At 59.0% G+C, this 19,629-nt stretch carries 9 protein-coding genes; 7 read left to right on the forward strand and 2 right to left on the reverse strand.

From position 1 onward, the window contains the following. Positions 1–50: 50 nt before the first annotated feature. From ABEB25_RS20385 to ABEB25_RS20400, 4 genes are all read left to right on the forward strand, one after another. Positions 51–743, forward strand: a complete 693-nt coding sequence (locus tag ABEB25_RS20385; protein WP_345738288.1) for a Fe2+-dependent dioxygenase — start codon at positions 51–53, stop codon at positions 741–743. Between the two features lie 79 nt (positions 744–822). Continuing rightward, positions 823–2,058 (forward strand): PepSY-associated TM helix domain-containing protein, encoded by a 1,236-nt coding sequence (locus tag ABEB25_RS20390; protein ID WP_345738289.1) that lies wholly within the window; start codon positions 823–825, stop codon positions 2,056–2,058. Positions 2,059–2,251: 193 nt separating this feature from the next. Beyond that, on the forward strand, positions 2,252–2,869 hold the full coding sequence (locus tag ABEB25_RS20395) for a cysteine peptidase family C39 domain-containing protein (protein ID WP_345738290.1): 618 nt from the start codon (positions 2,252–2,254) through the stop codon (positions 2,867–2,869). A 99-nt stretch (positions 2,870–2,968) separates the two neighbouring features. Further along, positions 2,969–4,264 carry a DUF1501 domain-containing protein gene (locus ABEB25_RS20400; protein WP_345738291.1) on the forward strand — a complete coding sequence of 432 codons (1,296 nt, stop codon included), beginning with the start codon at positions 2,969–2,971 and terminating at the stop codon, positions 4,262–4,264. Between the two features lie 52 nt (positions 4,265–4,316). On the opposite strand, the gene ABEB25_RS20405 is transcribed toward ABEB25_RS20400, so the two are convergent. Then, a complete protein-coding gene (locus ABEB25_RS20405; RefSeq protein ID WP_345738292.1) occupies positions 4,317–5,255 on the reverse strand; it encodes an SAM-dependent methyltransferase in 939 nt (312 codons plus the stop codon). A 241-nt stretch (positions 5,256–5,496) separates the two neighbouring features. On the opposite strand from ABEB25_RS20405, the gene ABEB25_RS20410 reads away from it, so the two are divergent. The 3 genes from ABEB25_RS20410 to ABEB25_RS20420 all read left to right on the forward strand — a co-directional run bounded on the left by ABEB25_RS20410 (position 5,497) and on the right by ABEB25_RS20420 (position 8,367). After that, positions 5,497–5,991, forward strand: coding sequence for an FHA domain-containing protein (locus ABEB25_RS20410; RefSeq protein ID WP_345738293.1), 495 nt, complete (start codon positions 5,497–5,499; stop codon positions 5,989–5,991). Positions 5,992–6,113: 122 nt separating this feature from the next. Beyond that, positions 6,114–7,385, forward strand: a complete 1,272-nt coding sequence (locus tag ABEB25_RS20415; protein ID WP_345738294.1) for an adenylosuccinate synthase — start codon at positions 6,114–6,116, stop codon at positions 7,383–7,385. Between the two features lie 13 nt (positions 7,386–7,398). Beyond that, the gene (locus tag ABEB25_RS20420) at positions 7,399–8,367 is read left to right on the forward strand and encodes an FAD:protein FMN transferase (RefSeq protein ID WP_345738295.1); all 969 of its coding nucleotides are present in this window, start codon (positions 7,399–7,401) and stop codon (positions 8,365–8,367) included. A gap of 29 nt (positions 8,368–8,396) precedes the next feature. On the opposite strand, the gene ABEB25_RS20425 is transcribed toward ABEB25_RS20420, so the two are convergent. Continuing rightward, complete coding sequence (locus ABEB25_RS20425; RefSeq protein WP_345738296.1) at positions 8,397–19,595, reverse strand: GEVED domain-containing protein; 11,199 nt, start codon at positions 19,593–19,595, stop codon at positions 8,397–8,399. Between the last annotated feature and the right edge of the window lie 34 nt (positions 19,596–19,629).

The following is a 19,629-nucleotide window of genomic DNA, read 5'->3' on the forward strand; positions in this document are numbered from 1 at the left end:
GGACACGCGAGTGCGTGCTTCGCCCCCGGCCTCTTCCCGTCTCATCCCTCATGCTCCTCACCATTCCAGACGTCCTCACGCCAGACCAGATCGCCCATGCTCGGCAATTGCTCGATGCCACGGACTGGGTGGATGGCAAGACCACCACGGGCTATCAGTCCGCCAAAGCCAAGGACAACCTGCAGCTTCCCGAAAGCAGCCCCGTGGCAAGGGAGCTGGGAGACATGATCCTGGCTGCCCTTTCACAGAACCCTCTCTTCGTCGCCGCCGCTCTGCCCCTGCGCATCCTGCCGCCCATGTTCAATCGCTATGCGGGCGGTCAATCCTTCGGTACGCATGTGGACAACGCTATTCGCCAGATACCCTATTCACCTGTGCGCATCCGCACCGATCTCAGCGCCACTCTCTTTTTCTCTGACCCGGAAGAGTATGAAGGGGGCGAGCTCTGCATTGAAGACCTTTATGGAGTGAAGACCGTGAAGCTGCCGCCAGGCCACATGGTTCTTTATCCCTCCACCAGCCTGCATCACGTCACTCCCGTCACTCGCGGTGCCCGCGTATGCTCGTTTTTCTGGCTGCAAAGCATGATCCGCGACAATGGCCAGAGGTCACTCTTGTTTGACCTCGATCTCTCCATCCAGCGCCTTGCCCAGGAACTCGCCGGAAATCCCGTGGCTGAAAAGACCAGCGTTCAGCTCACCGGTGTGTATCACAATCTGCTCCGCCAATGGGCTGAAATGTAAATTTGTCCAAGCCCACACCTTTCAAAAATAATCTGCGACCAATCGACCCACTCCAGGTTTCCCTCCGCCCGTTTTCCCCATGCATCTCACGTTTCACCGTTCCATCTTCTGGGCCCACCTCATCAGCGGCATTCTTGCTGGCATCGTCATTCTGTCCATGGCCATCTCGGGCCTCCTCATCGCCTATGAAGTCCAGCTTATGGACTGGGCCAACCGAGACTTGCGAGTCACCCCGCCTACCGCCACTGCAACCCATCTCGACATCGAAACCCTACTGGCCAAGGTGCATGAAACCAAGCCGGATCTGAAGCCAAGCGGCATCACATGGAAGGCAGATCCTGCCCTGCCTGTCATCCTCAGCATGGGCCGCGAAGGCACCTATTTTGCCAATCCCTACACCGGCGAATTTCTGGGTGAAGGCAACCATGCGTGGCATGACTTTTTCCATGCTGCCACCGACTGGCACCGATTTCTCACCGGCACCGGCCTGCCACGTGAAGTGGGCAAGGCCATCACAGGCGCGGGCACCCTCATTTTTGGCATCCTGCTGGCCAGCGGCATTTACCTTTGGTGGCCTCGCCACTGGCGCTGGACCAACGTGCGCGCCGTTCTCCTCTTTAACCGCAAACTGAAAGGCCGCGCCCGTGATTGGAACTGGCACAACGTCTTCGGTTTCTGGAGCGCTTTTCCCATGCTCTTCATCATCCTCACCGGACTGATCATGTCCTACACCTGGGCCAACAACCTCCTCTTCCGCGCCACTGGAAATGAGCCACCGCCGCCCCGCACCCGCCAAGCAGGTGGCCCAGGCGCAGCCCCAGGCGGCAGCATGGCCCAAGCTGGCCCCCGTGGTGAAGGCGGCCCCCGTGGTGAAGGCGGCCCTCGTGGTGAAGGCAGACCCCAAATGGCCAGTGCCCCCGTTTCGTTCACCGGCCTTGCGCCACTTCTGCAGCAGGCGCGTGAACAAACTCCTGGTTGGGCCAGCCTCAGCCTGCGCATGCCTCAAAAAGCGGGCGACCCCTTCCCTATCATGGTGGATCGTGGCGGCCGGGGTCAGGTGCATCTGCGCACCATGCTGAATCTCGACACCGCCCAACAAAAAGTGCTACCAAGCCCCGAGGACATCACCCGGCAAAATCTGGGCCGCCGCCTGCGCATGTACTCACGTTATCTCCATACCGGCGAGCTCTTCGGTTTCTTGGGTCAAACCCTCGCCGCCCTCTGCAGCCTCTCCGCCGCCCTCCTCGTCTGGACCGGTTTCGCCCTGGCCTGGAGACGGTTCTTCGGACGGAAAGCGAAAACGTCTGCCATCTAAAGTGAGGCGGGCACTCCTGCCTGCCCCATCATCTTCCTTGGATTCGCGTTTTATATCTCCAGGCAGATGCCTGCTAGGCTCAAACACATGTATGCCGAGTGGGCGGGCATTGGGTCAGCCCTAACCAAATGCTGGCAGACTATTTCAAAACTGGCGAAGTCGTGATCATGGACAAACCCTAGCCAGCCAGCCTATGAAACGCCTCATCTTCATCGCTCTTCTGACCCTCCTCATCGGTGGCGCGGGGCTGTGTGGTTATGTGTGGTGGAAGGCACGATCTGCCCCACACATCGCAGCGCGGGGTGGGCGGAGTCTGTCCATCCGCTTACCTGCCGAAGCAGCGCATTTCCGGCAAAATGATCCGCGCTGGGGCGCTGAGAAACTGGGCCGTACCGCAGAGACGATCAAGAGCGTGGGCTGCGCAATGTGCAGCGTGGCCAGTGCCGCCCAGTATCTCGGAGAGACGACCGATCCCCCCACCCTGAACCGGGCCCTGGCCGAAAATGGCGGCTACACGGACCAAGGCTGGCTGGTGTGGTCTGCCATCGCCAAGATTTTTGGCCAACGCATCGAGGTAAATGTTCTCAGCAGCCCCTCCCATGAAGCGATGGACCGGGCCCTGGAGGCGGGGCAGTATTCGGTGGTGAAGTTCTTCCTGCCTATGGGCATCCCCCACTGGGTCATCGTGGTGGGCAAAGAAGGCCAGGATTACCTCATCTACGATCCGACCGAGACGGATAAAGAACCGAGACGTCTGTCGGAAAAAACCTCCGGTATCTATTCGCTGAGGATTGTGCGGCGAAGGGCTTGATCGGGGCCACCACTTGGAAATGCCGGAAAATTTCTGCAAGGTCGAATTATGTGCCTTCGTTTCGGCGGTAGAAAGCCAAGTCACCCCCTGCTCCCCCTCATGAATCCCACCTCTACCCCCTTTGGCCGCCGCCAGTTCATTGCTGGCGCAGCGCAGTCCTTTCTAGGCGTCACCGCGCTGAGCCAGCTCGGCGGCAAGGCCTTCGCCATCCCTGGGGAAAATACCAGCCCGCTGAAGCAGGTGCCCACCGCGCGCAATGTCATCTACCTCTACATGAATGGCGGCATGAGCCACCTGGACACCTGGGATCCGAAACCTGACAACGGCGACGTCATGGGCCTCACCAAAACGCTGGATACCAAGGTGGATGGCATGCGTCTCAGCGAAAATATCCCCCTCCTGGCCCGTCAGGCGGACAAGCTGGCCGTCATCCGCGGCATGAATTCCACCCAGGGTGCGCATGAGCAGGGCAACTACTTCATGCACACCAGCTACACACTGCGCAGCAGCATCCGCCACCCTTCCATGGGCGCTTGGCTGCAGAAATTTCAGGACCGTGGCAATCCCACGCTACCCGGCAGTGTGATGATCGGCAATGACAGCCGCCACCCCGGCGCAGGCTTCTTTGAATCCCGCTTTGCCCCGCTGATGATCAATGATCCGGAAAGCGGCATCTCCAATGTGCGGCCTAACGAATGGTTCACCGAGGAACGCTTTGCCAGCCGCCTGAACATCGCAAAGCAACTCGATAAAAAATTCGCCGCCACCTACGATGTCAAAAACGTGCGTGCCTACAGCGATATGTACGACGATGCCGTGAAGATGATGAAAAGCGAGGAGCTGAAAGCCTTCGACCTGGATGCCGAACCCGATGCCCTCCGCGAAAAATACGGGCGCGACCGCTTCGGCCAGGGCTGCCTTCTGGCCCGCCGTCTGGTGGAGCATGGCGTGCGCCACGTGGAAGTCAGCTTTGGCAGTTGGGACACTCACAATGCCAACTTCACCCGTGTTCCGGAACTCTGCGACGAACTGGACTCCGCCATGAGCACTCTCATCAGCGATCTGGAAGCCCGTGGCATGCTGAATGACACCCTCATTGTGCTGGCCACGGAATTTGGCCGCACGCCGGAAATCAATACCAACGATGGCCGCGACCACCACCCTGCCGGGTTCAGTTGCGTACTGGCTGGGGGCGGCATCCGGGGTGGCCAAGTCTATGGAGCCACCGATGAAAAAGGCGACAAAGTGGTGGATGGCTCCACCACCATCCCAGATCTGAATGCCACCATCGGCTATGCCCTAGGTCTGCCTTTGGATCAGGTGCTTTATTCGTCAACGAAGCGCCCCTTCACCATTGCCGACAAGGGCAAACCGCTGACGCAGCTCTTCGGCTGATTTCGAGCCTCTGACTTCAGCCCTGGGTGTGTCCAAACATGCCCGGGGCTTTTTATTGCCAGGAAACGAGCGTGACCTCTTGCCGATTGGCCGGGAGCTGGCGCACATAGACCGGGCCCGGGGCCCAGTCACGGATGCGGTGGATGAGATCTGGAAGCTCGGCCTCGACTTTGGCCGAGTTGATTTTCAGGGTCAAAATGAGCCCCAGCGGACGCAAACGAGAGGCAAATTTCTCCACATACTGGCAGACCACACGGGGCTCCAGATTCATGTCGGAAACCAGCAGGTCCACCTGATCCGGCACCATGCCTGGCCTTAGATCCCCAGCGGCGACTTTCAGATGATGAAAGGAGGGATGCGCCAGCACCCGCGCATCCATCGCACCCGTGTCCACGCCGTAAACCGTGGCACCGCGCGAGAGAAGGGACAGCGATGCACCGCCCGGTGCAGAGCCCAGCTCTAGCACGGTCCGCCCCTTCAAGTCTTCCTGAATCCCCAGCCAGTCCAGGGCCTGCTCCATCTTCATCCAGGCCCGGGAGGGAGCCTCTGGAGGCAAGGCCAGACGCAGCAAGGCTGCCGGATCGCCCAAATCGCCCGGCTGATGGCGGTGGCAGCCCACCAGCATCGGTTCCCCCTCTGCTCCCACGATCACACTCACCACGGTGTCCCCGGGCTTGGGCTGGCACCTCTGGGGCCCATCGGGCAGGGCACGGATTTCTGTCTCTATCCCATCCACCCGTGCCCAGGTTTCGGCAGCCGACCCATCTTCCGGGACTTCCCGAGGCAAAATGTGCCAAACAGCCGCCTGGGCCGGGGCAGCGCGTTCCGCCACTTCTAACACCGTTTTGGCCATCCCCAGGGAAACACCGGAAACCTGGGCAAACTGCGCCCCCAACCGGAAATTTCCGGGCAGCTCCCCCTGAACTTTCCAGGTGATGAGCTGCGGCCGCATGAAAGCCGGGGTCAGCAGCCCCCCGTGGCGAGCAGCCACCTCCCTTTTTAGAGAGGCTTCAGCGCCGGGACGGCAGGTGGCAAAAACGAAGGTCGGGGGTATCACAACGCCCTCTTTGGCACACTCCGGCCCCCTGCGCGAGTGCGAACCCAGGCCGCAAAGTCACCGACACACGGTCTGCCGGATGCCTCTCGGCCCCATTTCCGCCCAAATTCCCCTGCCCCACCCTGAGGATTGCGGCTTGCCAGTCGGGCGCTAGCCTGCTAAATCCTCCCACGCTATGGCAAAAATTCAGTACACCACCCCCGAAGGCACCACTGGCGAAGTTGAGCTGACCGCTGAGCGTATGACGCTGGGCCGCGCAGATGACAATCAGATCGTCATCTCTCATGACTCCGTTTCCAGCCATCATGGTGAAGTCGCCATCGAGGGCGATGCGTGGGTTTTCACCGACCTGGGTTCCACCAACGGCACCAAGATCGATGGCCAGCGTGTCGAACGCCTGGAGCTCGGCCACGGCGGCAGCTTCACGCTGGGTCACGTGGATTGCGTGTTCGTCGGCGACTTCGAAGAAGCTCCGGCCTACTCCGCCCCTTCCCGCACCATGTCCAGCAGCGGCTACGGTGCCACGCAGATTGACAGTGGTCGCCGCACTGGTTTTGGCCCGAAGGCGAAGCCCAAGAGCCACGGTTACGGCCCCCTTTACGCCCTGGGCGTGTTTGCCCTCCTCGTCTGCGCCTACGCGGCGTTTTCCTTTAATCAGATGACCGCATAATCCACGGTCCGGTGATCGCTCAATCGCGATCCCTGGCGGCATGACCTGCCGCCATAATGGATTTTTGTCATAAACAACCAAACAAGGATGCGGCCTCCATGCGCCGCGAAAAAGCTCAAGTAATGTCCAATACCATTGTTGTCGGTGCCCAGTGGGGCGATGAAGGAAAAGGTAAGATCGTTGATTACCTCACAGAACACACAGATGTCGTCGTCCGCGCCGCAGGCGGGAACAACGCTGGGCATACCGTCATCAACAACGGCACCAAATACATCCTGCACCTCATTCCCAGCGGCATCCTCTGGGAAGACAAGATGTGCGTCATCGGCAACGGTGTGGTCATGGACATCCTGGGCCTGCTGGAAGAGATGGCCAAGCTGCGCGCCCAGGGCGTGAAGATTACCCCTGAAAATCTCAAGATCAGCGAAACCGCCCACCTCGTTCTGCCTTATCACAAAGGCCTGGACCAGGCCCGCGAAGCCAAGCTGGGCGACAAGAAGATCGGCACCACCGGTCGCGGCATCGGCCCCGCCTATGCGGATAAAGTCGAGCGTGGTGGCCTGCGTGCCATCCTACTGACCCGTCCGGAGCAGCTCGAAAAAGAACTGCGTTCCCGCATCCTCATGCACAACGATACCTTCCGCGCCGCTGGCGTGGCTGAGGTTCCTCTGGAAGAAACCATTACCAGCGTGCTGGCTGCCGCCAAGGTGCTGGCCCCGCACATCACCAACACCGCCGTCTATTGCCACGAAGCCATCCGTGCCGGCAAGAGCCTGCTCTTTGAAGGTGCCCAGGGTACTTACCTGGACATCGACCACGGTACCTACCCCTTCGTCACCAGTTCCAACACCACCTCCGGCGGTGCTTGCACAGGTTCCGGCGTGCCTCCGCGCATGATTGATAAAGTGGTCGCAGTCGCCAAGGCCTACACCACCCGCGTGGGCTCCGGCCCTTTCATCACCGAGAACGAAGACATCGGCGACATGCTGCACAACATGGGCCGTGAATACGGTGCCACCACTGGCCGTGCCCGCCGCTGCGGCTGGCTGGATGCGGTGCTGGTGCGCTACGCCGTGATGATCAACGGTGCCGACGAACTGGCCATCACCAACCTCGACGGCCTGGACGGTCTGGAAACCATCCAGATCTGCACCGCCTACAAGCTGCGTGGGGAGACCATCCACTACCCACCGAGCACCATCGAAGACATCGAGGCCTGCGAACCTGTCTATGAAACCCACCAGGGTTGGAAACAGGATCTCAGCCAGATCAAAAACTTTGCGGATCTGCCGGATCTGGCCAAGGCCTACCTCAAGCGTCTCGAAGAACTCACCGGTGCCCGTGTCAGCCTTCTCGGTGTCGGCCCCTCTCGCGACCAGACCCTGGTGGCCTAACTGCACGTTCTTCATGAACCTTCTGCGCCCCGTCTGCCTCCTGGCATTCGGGGCGCTTTCATGTTCAGCCGCCACTCCGCAGCGTTTCGACTTCAGCGGTCCTGGCATGGCCACAACTTTCCGCATTTCTTGTTATGCCGAAAGCCGGGAGCAAGCCGAAAAAGCCACCTCCGCCTGCTTCGTCCGCATCGCCGAACTGAACCAGATTTTCACCGACTACGATCCCACCAGCGAGCTCATGCGCCTTTGCGCGCCGGAGGCCGCCTACCCGGTGAAGGTCAGTCCGCCGATGCTGGAACTCCTGGAGCGTTCCTTACATTTCGCGAAGCTCACAGACGGTGCCTTTGACCCCACCTGCGGGCATCTCACTCAGCTTTGGCGGCGCACCCGCAGGCAAGGAAAGCTGCCCACCCCACCCCGCCTCCAGGCTGCGATTGCGGCCACCGATTGGCACCGCATCCAGATTGATCCCCCGAACCAGCAGATCACCCTCAAACCCGGCACCCTGCTAGACCTGGGGGGCATTGCGAAAGGTTATGCCGCCGATGACTGCCTGCGCGTTCTTCGCCAGCACGGCCTGTCACGGGCAGTGGTCATCGCCGGGGGCGATACCGCCGTCGGCGATGCCCCACCTGGAAAGGCAGGCTGGGAAATCAAACTGCGCACCTTCGCGCGGTCTGAAGCTGAGGACGACCTCACCGCCATCACTTTGGCCAACCGCGCCGTCTCCACATCCGGAGATCTGTATCAGTTCATCGAAATCGACGGCACACGTTACTCGCACATCCTCTCATTGAAGACCGGTCTCGGCCTAACACAAAGCATCGCCTGCGCCGTCATCGCCGATGACTGTACCACCAGCGATGCTCTGGCCACGGCCATGTGCGTCCTGGGAATCGAAAAGGGTACCGCCCTGGCCAAGACGATTCCTGGAGTCGAAGTCCGCTTTGCCGTGCCCCAGGCTGCGGCAAAGTCCAAATGAAGACGTCAGTTCAAACAAGGGTGCCTAACTCACGGCTCCACCAGGAAGAATCCGTGGAAGGGAAGGAGGAATCCAGCTTCACCGAGATCAGCACCCGCTGCAGTTCCTTCACCCAGCCACAGGGAGCCAGTCGGCGAGAGGTGCAGATAGTAGCTGTCGTAACCCGACTCCGAGCCGCCTGAGTCAGCCTTCCATAGACGAAGCCGGGTCGCCGATACAGGATCCGCAGCAGCCGTGAATCCAGCTTCAGGCAACAATCCCAACCCAACTGGTGAACCATCCAAAGCACAACGGCTGCCGATAAAGCGAGTCCCGGCGACAGGTTTCAAAGCCACACCAGACAAAGGCAACTGCCCTGACAAGACGATGCTGACGTCCTGCGTTCGCGTCTGCACCAGCAGGGCTTCCCCGCTGCGCAGCATGAGCTGCTGACCATCCTCACCCGTCCACCCCTCAGCTTGTGGCCAGGCTGGGACAAAATCATTCGCTGCCACATCATAACGCAAGACCCGGTCTGAGGTGCTTTCCGAAGTTCCCCCGGTAAACACATCCACCGGCAGCAATTGGTCCAGACGCCAGACTCGACGTAGAGCCACACGTGCCCCTGAGAGATCCGCAGGAACCGTCGAGGCAGCCCTCACCACGCTGTCTCCAGCAGAGATCACTTCGAAGTGATCCCCCTCATGAACACCGTTCAAAACTTCCAGAACAGCCGCTCCATCGAATGACAAATCAGAGGCTGCCGCCAAACGCAGGCTTTGCCCACCTTCCACCTGCCGGATGGTTCCGACATAAAGTTCGGGCTGCTCCAGCGGCATGGAGAAACTGCGTGTGCCTTTGGCAAAGGTCTCACGGCTGAACATCCATGCGGGGGTCGTCGCCACAGCTTCCGTCTGGCCGTCCAAATTTGCATCAAGTGATACCTTCAGGCGAACGATGCCCCGCGCGGCCCCGGCGAAGAGAGAACCATCCACCTGGGCATAACGAAGAGTCTGACTGCCATCTGTGCCGAAGAGACTTTGCGCAGCCACCTTTGCAGCACTCCAAGTTAGACCATCGGTGCTCGTCTCCAGATTCAGCGTGATGTCACGGCGGCCTGTCGTTGGCACGTTCACCACAGCATCCACTGCACCAGTAGCAGATTGGGTTTCCAGTATAAAACGTCCGGCCCCGCTGGCTCCGCTCCAAGGATCTGTCCCCAGGGCGTACTCCAGCAGGTTTGGATACAGATCGGCATCCGGATTGTCCAGAGCTAGGCTATCATCTCCCAAGGAATGCAGTGCCTGCCAGGAGGCAAACGTGACCGGGAACACGCCAGTTTCGGGCAGTGGCCGCAGCAGTTCCTGTTCTGGTGGCGGCGCTGTCTCGCTCATGGACAGATTGAAACCGTTACAGTCAACGCACTCCAATCCCAGGTCGTAAGTCAGGTCTGTGTTCACATCCAGACCTTCATCATCCGCCACGCCCTCAGCGCCAGACTCGGCACCGCCTGCGGCGAGCTGACCCGGCAAAATCGTAAACACCGCCGAGCTTGCCCCATTGACGATCGGCGTGTCATTGTAGATCAGATCCTGCCCAGCATCATCGTCTCCAGCAGTCACACTGGTCATCGGCTTGGCCCACTGCAGGACACCGCCGTATTCAAACTGAACGGAAGCCAGGTGCAGGAAGTAGGAGCCCGGATTCAGATCTGTGATGAGATAACGACCGCCTTCATCCGAGATCGCTGCCCCCACGGCTTCATCTGTGTTCACATTGGCCCCAGCCTTGAAGATCTGAACGAAAGCATACTCTACGCCCTCATTCGGATTCATCCGGCCATCTCCGTTGATGTCCATGAACACACGGTTTCCAACCGCCAAAGGCGCCCACAAGCCAAAGTCCACAGTGAAGTTTGTATCAGCATCCGCATCACCATCGGTGGTGGATTCTGTTCCCGGCTGTAGGGCAATGACGGGGCTTAAAAGAGCCGTGCCCAGACCACCCGGTTGGGAACCATCGTTATTGCCATCCACATTGTTATCCACCAGGGCAGGCGTGCCACTGCTGTGCGTGTGGCCTGCGGGCGGAGTCACCCTCACATAATAGTTTCCTGGTGCCAGATTGGCAAAGTTATAGGCACCGTTGGCAGCGGTGATGAGGCTGGCTCCCACTTGACTGTCCGCCGCACCGCCCGTGCCGCCGATGGCATTGTCCGTGCCCGTCGCAAACAACTGTACCGTGGCACCGGCGACACCATTTTCTCCGCTGTCCTGGACACCATCATTGTCATTATCCAGCCAGACCCGATTACCCAGAGACAGGCTGCCGGGCACATAGGTGAGAAGGCGGGATGCCGTGCAACCATTGGCATCACGTGCCTGCACGGTGAAGCTGCTGCTCGTCTGGCCCGTCGGGATGCCGGACAATATCCCTTCGGGGCTCAGACTGATGCCAGCAGGCAAGGAGCCCGACAATAGCGACCACTGGTATGGGGCAGTACCTGCACCCGCACTCAATGTGACATTGTAAGACGTACCCTGATAACCAAAGGGCAGGCTGGCGGTATTGACCACCACCGCTGGGCAAGCCGGTGTCAAAGAGAAGGCACGTGTGCCTGCACAGCCGCGCGAATCCACAGCCCGCACAATGAAAGCTGCCGAGGCATTCGAAACCGGCGTGCCACTGATGATGCCCCCGGCACTCAGGCCCAGGCCCTGAGGCAACGCCCCTGAACCGATGGAGTAAGTGTAACCTGCCACACCACCCGAAGCGACGACACTCTGATTGTAAAAAGTGCCCACAACAGGGGCAGGAAGCGACGAAGGCGTGATCGTCACCGCCGGACAAGCGGGCGTCACGGTGTAGCTCTGGGTGGCAAGGCAACCGTAAAGATCTGTGGCCCTGATCGTGAAAGTCACAGAGCCAGCCTGGGTCACGGTGCCGCTAAGAACACCTGTGTCTGCCGCCAGGTTCAAACCCTGCGGCAGAGTGCCGCTAATCACGGCGAAGTTGTAACCTGCGCTGCCGCCAGATGCGGTGATGGTCTGGCTGTAAGGGCTGCCCACGGTGGGAACAGGCAACGTAGTAGGCCCGATCACAATCGTCGGGCAGACAGGGGCCAGCACATACTCGCGGGTGACTGCGCAGCCGTTCGCATCTGTGACTGACAATGTGAATGTAGCCGACGATGTGCCCGTGGCACGCCCTTGCAGCACCCCCCCTTCGGCGAGGACAATGCCCGCAGGCAGAGCCCCTGCAGAGAGACTGAATGCGTAAGGGGCCGTGCCGCCAGAAACCGTGACCGTTTGCGCATAAGTTACACCGACCACAGGCACAGCCAGGCTCGTCGGACTCAGGGTCAGCGTCGGGCAATTGACCGTCACAAGGGTGTCCTCCACCTCACCAATTCCCGCAGCACCTGTGGCGCCCGGATTTTGCACATTGGTCAGCCTCACACGCACGCCGCGCAGACCAGGTTTGGCAGCAGCCGGAGTCGTGAAGCTCAAGTTTCTGACCACTCCGTTGGAGCCGGAAGCGATGAGAGTGTTGGTGGCGATCTGCTCCCCGACATCAGCAAAGCTGCCGTTGCCATTAAAATCAATCCATGCATTCAGGTAAGCGCTGGCACCCAGATTGTTGGTCAGCATGGCCGTGACCGTGCCTGCCTGCCCTTGATTGAGACTGCCAGGGACAGTCACCCCATCTTCATCGTCACTGCCAGTCGCATCATCGCCCGTAGCGGCTGCATTGCGTGTGGACACATATTCTGTATCGGCCAGAGCCCCCAGGCGCAGGTTGCTGCTCGCAATGCTGGAGGCATCTCCCGCTCCGTCCCAGTCGCCAAAGTCATTCACCGGCACCGCAATCGTGGTGGTGTAATCTTCCACCTCTCCATTGCCTGCACTGCCAGTAGCCGGAGCATTCAGCATGTCCGTCAGGCGGAAACGGAGGCCGATGGTGGATCCAGTAACCGCATTGGCGGGCGCGTTCAGTGTCACGTTTCGGGTGGCGTTAGTCTGGCCAGTTGCCACGACCACATTGGTAGCCACCTGTTCTCCCGCATCGGCAAAACTCCCGTTATTATTGAAATCCATCCACACATTGAGATAGGCATTGGCACCGGACAGGTTGCTCACCACCACAGGAATCGTCGAGGGTGCGCCTGCAATGAAACCTGGCAGTGTCACGGCGTCTTCATCATCACCACCCGTGTTGTCATCCCCCGTCGCCGTCGCATTCAGGGTGGAAACAAACTCTGTGTCCGTCAGCAAACCAAGACGAATATTTTCGCTCACGGTTGAATAGGCATCTGCTGTGCCGCTCCAGTCCCCGAAATCTGAAGGTGGCACAGAGATGAGAGCAACATAGTCCTCCACCTCGCCAATACCTACCACACCCGTGGCCCCCGGATTTTGCCCATCCGTGAGGCGAAAACGAACCGCGAGGTTCACCGAGGTGGAGGCCGAAGCCGGCACCGTGAAACTGAGATTTTGCGTCCCATCCGTAATGCCGGTGGCCACCAGCACATTGGTGGCGATTTGCTCCCCGGCATCCGTCAACACACCATTGCCGTTGAAATCAATCCAGGCATTCAGATAGGCAGCTGATCCACGATTGTTGGTTACTTTGACAGGGATGCTGGCAGGAGCGCCCGCCATCAGGGATGGCATCGTCACGCCATCTTCATCATCCACTCCGTTGATATCATCTCCATTGGCAGCCGCGTTTGTCACCGCACTGAATTCCGTATCTGTCAGTGCACCTAACCGCAAGTTTGCATTGCGAGTACTTGCCGCAGAACCCAGTCCGGAATGATCTCCAAAGTCCGTGGTTGGCACCTGGACATTCACCACATAGTCCTCCACCTCACCCACTCCGCCCGCCGATCCCGTCACTCCAGGAGAGGCGGCTGAGGTCAAGCGAAACCGCAAGCCTAGATTGCTTCCAGTCACTGCCGTTGCAGGCACCTGGAGATTCAGGCTGAGGGTCACTCCGTTGCTGGCCGTGGCTACTGGCCGATTAACCACAAACTGCTCCCCTGCATCCGTCAGCACTCCGTTGTTATTAAAGTCCATCCAGGCATTCAAGAAAGCATCCGCACCCGTCAGGTTGGTGACGGTAACTGGCAGCACGACCAGTTCGCCTGCGGTCATGGAGGGCAACAAGACGCCGTCTTCATCGTCCACGTTCGTCAGGTCATCCCCTGTGGCCGTGGCATTTCGGGTGGAGGTCATTTCTGCATCCACCAAGGCGCCCAGTTTCAGGTTAGCGCTCATCCCATTGGAGGCGTCGCCGATGCCACTCCAGTCGCCAAAGTCATGGGTTGGGGCAATGATGTTCACCACATAGTCTTCTACTTCGCCCTGCCCGGCAGTCCCGATGGGCCCAGGCGAACTGATGGAGGAAAGACGAAAACGCACGCCCAGATTTGTCCCTGTTGTCGCCGTGAATGGAACTGTACCAGTCAGGTTCAGGGTGACGTTCGTGCTCCCGGTGGCCACCAGGGTGTTGCTGGCAATCTGTTCGCCCGCGTCCGTCAGGGAACCGTTGTTGTTGAAGTCGATCCAGGCATTGAGGAAGGCACTGCTTCCCCGGTTGTTTGTTACCGTGACTGGGATGGTGTAAGAAGCCCCAGCAGCCAGCGAAGGCAGCACCACACCGTCTTCATCATCGCTGCCCGTGATGTCATCGCCAGTAGCATTCACATTGGTGGTTCCAGAGAATTCGACATCCACCAGCGCGCCCATTTTCAGCGTTGCCTCCGCTGTGCTACTGGCAGGTAGAAAGCGCGAGAAATCACCAAAATCGGTGGTTGGGGGAGCAATCGTCACCGCATAATCTTCAATCTCCCCGACCGCCAAATTGGCGCCAACAGGTCCTGGAGAAAGCGGCGCCGAGAGCCGGAATCTCACCCCCAAATTCACCCCCGTGACTGCATTTGCAGGGACGGTAAAGTTGATCGGCAAGCTGGCATTGCTGGTGCCGGTGACCACGTTCAAGTTGCTAGCCACCTGTTCCCCCGGATCCGTCAGCACGCCGTTGTTGTTAAAGTCTACCCACACGTTCAGGTAGCCAAGAGCGCCAGTCGTATTAGTGACAGTCACATTCGCTGAGGCAGGAGCTCCAGCCGTTAATGCAGACAGTGTCACCCCGTCTTCATCATCCGTCCCGGTCACATCATCCCCCGTAGCAGTCGCGTTGCGGGTCGAGACAAATTCAGCATCCGTCGTGGCCCCCATCCGCAGATTCGGGCTTACACCTTGCGATGCATCGGCAAAGCCGCTGAAGTCCCCAAAATCCGTCGTCGGGGCCGATACCATCACCACATAGTCCTCCACCTCACCATTCCCTGCACTGCCGGTCGGAGCAGCCCCTGAGATGCTGGTAAAACGGACACGCGCCCCGAGATTGACTCCTGTCAAGCTGCTGGCAGGCACCCCAATATTGAGGTTGAGCGGACTGTTCGTAGCCCCCGAAGTGACCACCTGATTCACCGTCACCTGTTCCCCCGCATCCGTGAGCACGCCATTGCCATTAAAGTCAATCCACACACTCAGGTAGGCATTGGCTCCCGTGTTGTTGGTGACGGTGGCGGCCACCACGGCCGGAGCCCCAGCCGTCATGGAAGGAAAGGTTACGCCGTCTTCATCGTCCGTTCCGGTCGCATCATCCCCGCTCGCTGTCGCTGTATTGGTGGCTACAAATTCTGTATCCAGCGCAAGCCCCAGGCGCAATGAAGCATGGCGAAGGCTGCTGGCTGAACTAAAAAGGGAGTAATCACCAAAGTCCGTCTCAGGCTCGGCAATCGTGACTACATAATCCTCGACTTCACCCGTTCCACCAGCTCCTCCGGTGCCAGGGCTGGCCAGTTGCGAAATACGAAACCGGGCACCAATGGGCGTGCCCGTAACAGCGGTGGCCGGAATGGTGACACTCAGATTCTGGATGCCGTCAACCACTCCATTGCCCACACTGGAGTTGGTCAGCACCTGCTCTCCTGCGTCACTGAAGGAACCGTTGTTGTTGTAATCAAGCCAGACATTCACATAGCCCGTCGCCCCGGTCGTATTGGTCCGGGTGATCGAGATCAAGGCGGGTGCCCCAGCCGTGAGAGCCGGAATGGATATTCCATCTTCATCGTCCACTCCTGTGACATCGTCCCCAGTGGCCGTCGCATTGGTCGTGGCCGCGTATTCGGCATCCACGGAGGCCCCTAAGCGCAGACGGGTGTCAGCCGTATTCGAAACAGAAGGGCCCCGATCCCAATCACCGAAATCAGTGATCGGAGCCAGAATCACCACCGCATAATCTTCCACTTCGCCCACCCCTGATTCACCCGTTGGCCCTGGTGCAGAGACAGAAGTGAGCCTGAAACGCGCCCCAATGTTCGTTGCAGCCGTCACGGCATTGGTCGGCACGGTGAAATCCAGGTTCAGCGCCATATTTGCGGTTCCTGTAACCACAGTGAGATTGTTGACGATCTGCTCACCTGCATCCAGGAGGTCTCCATCGTTGTTAAAATCAATCCAGGCATTCAGATAGGCGGCACTGCCAGTGAGATTGGTCACAGGGACGGTCAAGGTCACAGGCTGGCCCGCAGTCATGGATGGAAAAGTCACCGCATCTTCATCGTCACTGCCGTTGGTATCGTCTCCAGTTGCCAAGCTATTGACCGTAGCTGTAGCCTCAGCATCCACAAGCGCCCCTAACCGAAGATTAGTACTGACGGTGCTCGAGGCCTGGGCCAGACTTGCATAGTCTCCAAAATCCAGCATTGGCGGGCTGATGGTCACGGCATGGTCTTCCACCTCACCATTGCCATCGGTTCCATCCCCACCAGGACTGCTGACGCTGGTCAAACGCACCCGCACTGCACTGGTGCCGACAGAGGCCGCCACAGGCACCGTAAAGTTGATGGTCCGCACTGAATTCGACGTCCCATTGGCCACAGCAAGATTGCTGGCGATCTGCTCCCCAGAATCAGTGACGCTGCCGTTGCGGTTAAAATCCACCCAGGCATTGAGGAAACCTGAGGCCCCGGAATTGTTGGTCACCGTCACGCTGATGCTAGTGGCCTTCCCCTGTTCCAGCAGGGCGGGCACCACCACTCCATCCTCATCATCACTGCCAGTCAGGTCATCTCCCGTTGCCGTCGCATTCGTGGTCGCTGCTGCCTCTGCATCGCTCAGGACACCGATGCGCAGCGTCTCATTCGCCACACTGGAGGCACTGGGGAAAGCGGTGTAATCACCAAAGTCCAGGTTTGGCAGCACCACCAGCGTCAGCGTCATGTTCCCCAGACATCCCACCGCATCGGTGGCACGCACCATCACGGAGACACCAGCTCCATTAGAAACCGTGGGCACCCCGCTCAAAACCCCTGCCGAGCTCAAAGTTAGGCCTCCAGGCAATGTGCCACTGGCCACCGTCCATGCATAGGGTTCGCTGCCCCCCGTTGCACTGAAGGTGTGGTTCACTGTCTTGCCCACCGTCAAGTTTCCAGGATTCCCACCCACACTGATAGCAGGGCAGGCACGGAAACCAAAATCAATCGTTAGGTCCGTCTTGTTGTCTGAGTCGCCATCGGTGACGGGTTCCGTCCCTGCCACCAGGGATATCAGCGGGCTACGCACTGGCTGCCCTTGCAGTGTCTGGATCCCATTATCATCCCCATCCTCGCCATTGTCTGCGGTATCAGTGACGCGGCTGCTCACCGGAAAACTCGCCGGAGGCGTGGGGATGTAGAGGAAGTACTGCCCGGGTGACAAATTGTCGAAGGTGTAGAGACCTCCGCCTGCTGTGGTTGTCGTTGCTGCGGGGGTGGCGGTGAGTGGATTTTCACCTCCCAGGAAAAGCTGCACGGGCACGCCATTGATGCCGCCCTCACCGCTATCCTTCACACCATCGTCATCCACATCGTTCCAGATCAAGTTGCCCAGCTTCATGGACGGCGCAGCGCCCGGACAGGCTGCACCGTCAGAGTTCGTCACACTCGGCCCCGTCCAGACGGCGGTCATGCTGCCATTCAGCAGCCCGTTGGTCCGGTTAAAAACATACAAGGTATCCTGCGAGGTGGAGCTGCTCTGGCTGCCATAACCATAAGCGAGGCCGTTTGCATCAATGACCAGGGAGCCGAAGGTCGTCAGGTATGAGACCGCTACACGCGTGCAAACACCAGTTGTCGGATTGATCTCAAACAACCCCAGGTTGCTCGAGTCATTGGTGTTGTAACCGTAGATCTTATCCGTCAACGGATCCCACACGATGTCACCAAAGTTGCCTGTCGTGTTCGCTCCCGTGTTGGAGTACTTCGTGACCACAGGAGTTCCCACCACCGAGGCAGAGCCAAGGTCAATGGTGTAAAGCGTCGTGCGGGCATTGCTGAAAGTGTATCGGTTCAGGATCATGAGCCCTGAGGTTAAGGAGGTTCCTCCGCCCCACTGCCCGTCCGTAGGGGAAGACGGCAGGCCATCAATTTCCCCCATGTCCACCAACGTGCCCAGAGAGTTGATGCGGTAAAGATGCCCGCCGTTCTGATCCACACAGTAAAGATACCCGCCATAAGAGACTAGGCCGTTCAGCTTTTTGCCCGTGTAGATGAAGATCGGCTCCAGGGACTGGTCCGTATCAATGTAGTTGAGAGTCGTGTCCCAGACGCCAGATCCAGGGCTCGTCTCCACGTTCTGCATGATGTAGAAGCGGTTATCACAGACAAAGGGCGAGCCAATGTTGGCCACAAAACCGAAGTCAATCGTGTTATCCTGATTGCCTGTGCCAGATGATCCAGGCTCGGTCCCGGCAGTGAGCTGGAACACCCCGCTGAAGGCCGATGTGGCGGAGCCAGCAGGCTGCGCCCCGTCATTGTCCAAATCCTCGCCATTGTCCGAAGCATCCACTACGGAGCTCACTCGCGAGAGCGGCGGTGTCGGCACCTTCACAAAATAGCGTCCAGCGCTCAACCCCGAGAAACTGTACAAGCCGCCATTCGCAGTGGTGACGTTTCTCACCAGAACATCCGCATTCCCACCAGTCCCGCCGATCGCATTGTCCGCTCCTGGAGACCACAACTCCACCAGCACATTATTGATGCCGCTTTCGCCTGAGTCATAGAGACCGTTATCATTGGCATCATTCCAGATCAGATTGCCCACCCCCAGGCTGTTGGCGACAGTGATGGTACAGTCTTCCACCTCGCCTGTTCCATCTTGCCCGTCCGCACCTGGGCTGCTGACCGAGGTCAGTCGCACCCGCACGCCGACAGGCCCCAAGGTGGCCGTCGCAGGCACCGTAAAATTGATCGTCCGGGTCGAGTTCGAGGAATTGTTGCTGATGGCTGTATTCGTAGCGATCTGCTCTCCAGTATTGGTCAGCACGCCATTGTTGTTCCAGTCAATCCACGCATTTAGGTAGGCCGTACTGCCCGTCGTGTTAGTGACGACCACCGTGATCGAGCCGGAAGCTCCTTGTTGCACACTCACGGGTACCGTCACCCCGTCTTCATCATCAGTCCCCGTCGTATCGTCCCCTGTCGCAGTCGAGTTGGTGGTTGGCACGGCTTCGGCGTCCGTCGTACTGCCCAGCCTGAGTTTGCTATTCATCAGACTGCTTGCACTTGGAAAGGCATCAAAGTCCCCATGATCGGTAGGATCGGAAATCGTGACCACGTAATCTTCCACTTCGCCAGAGCCATCCGCCCCGGAGGGGCCAGGCGTGCTGTTGGTGGTCAAGCGCACGCGAATCCCTGCCACACCGAGACTGGCACCGGCAGGCACCGTAAACGTTACCGTGCGGTTCACATTCGAAGTGCCTTTCGCAATCGTTGTATTGCTAGCGATCTGTTCTCCAGAATCCGCCAAGGAACCATTGCGGTTAAAATCGATCCAGGCATTCAAATATGCCGTGTTATTGCTCTGGTTGGTGACATTGACTGTTATAGAACCTCCCTGCCCACGCACGATCACTGAAGAAAAGGACACACCATCTTCATCATCACTGCCCGTGCTATCATCCCCGGTTGCCGAAGTATTGGTAGTGGCAGAGCTCTCCGCATCCACAAGACTGCCCATGCGCAGCGTCGAATTGCGGGTGCTACTGGCACTCGGGAACGAACTGTAATCCCCAAAGTCCGACGTTTGTGCCCCGGCAACACTGGCCATCATGACCAGCCCCACAAACACCAGTCCCCGTAGCCAGGACAAAAGTCCGTCGTGCCGGACACTTCCAGGATTCGCTAGGGGGGAAGTCATGCGGGAGATCATGCCGAGAGTGTCCTGAGATCAG

It is taken from the genome of Prosthecobacter algae, assembly GCF_039542385.1.
Lineage (GTDB): Bacteria > Verrucomicrobiota > Verrucomicrobiia > Verrucomicrobiales > Verrucomicrobiaceae > Prosthecobacter > Prosthecobacter algae.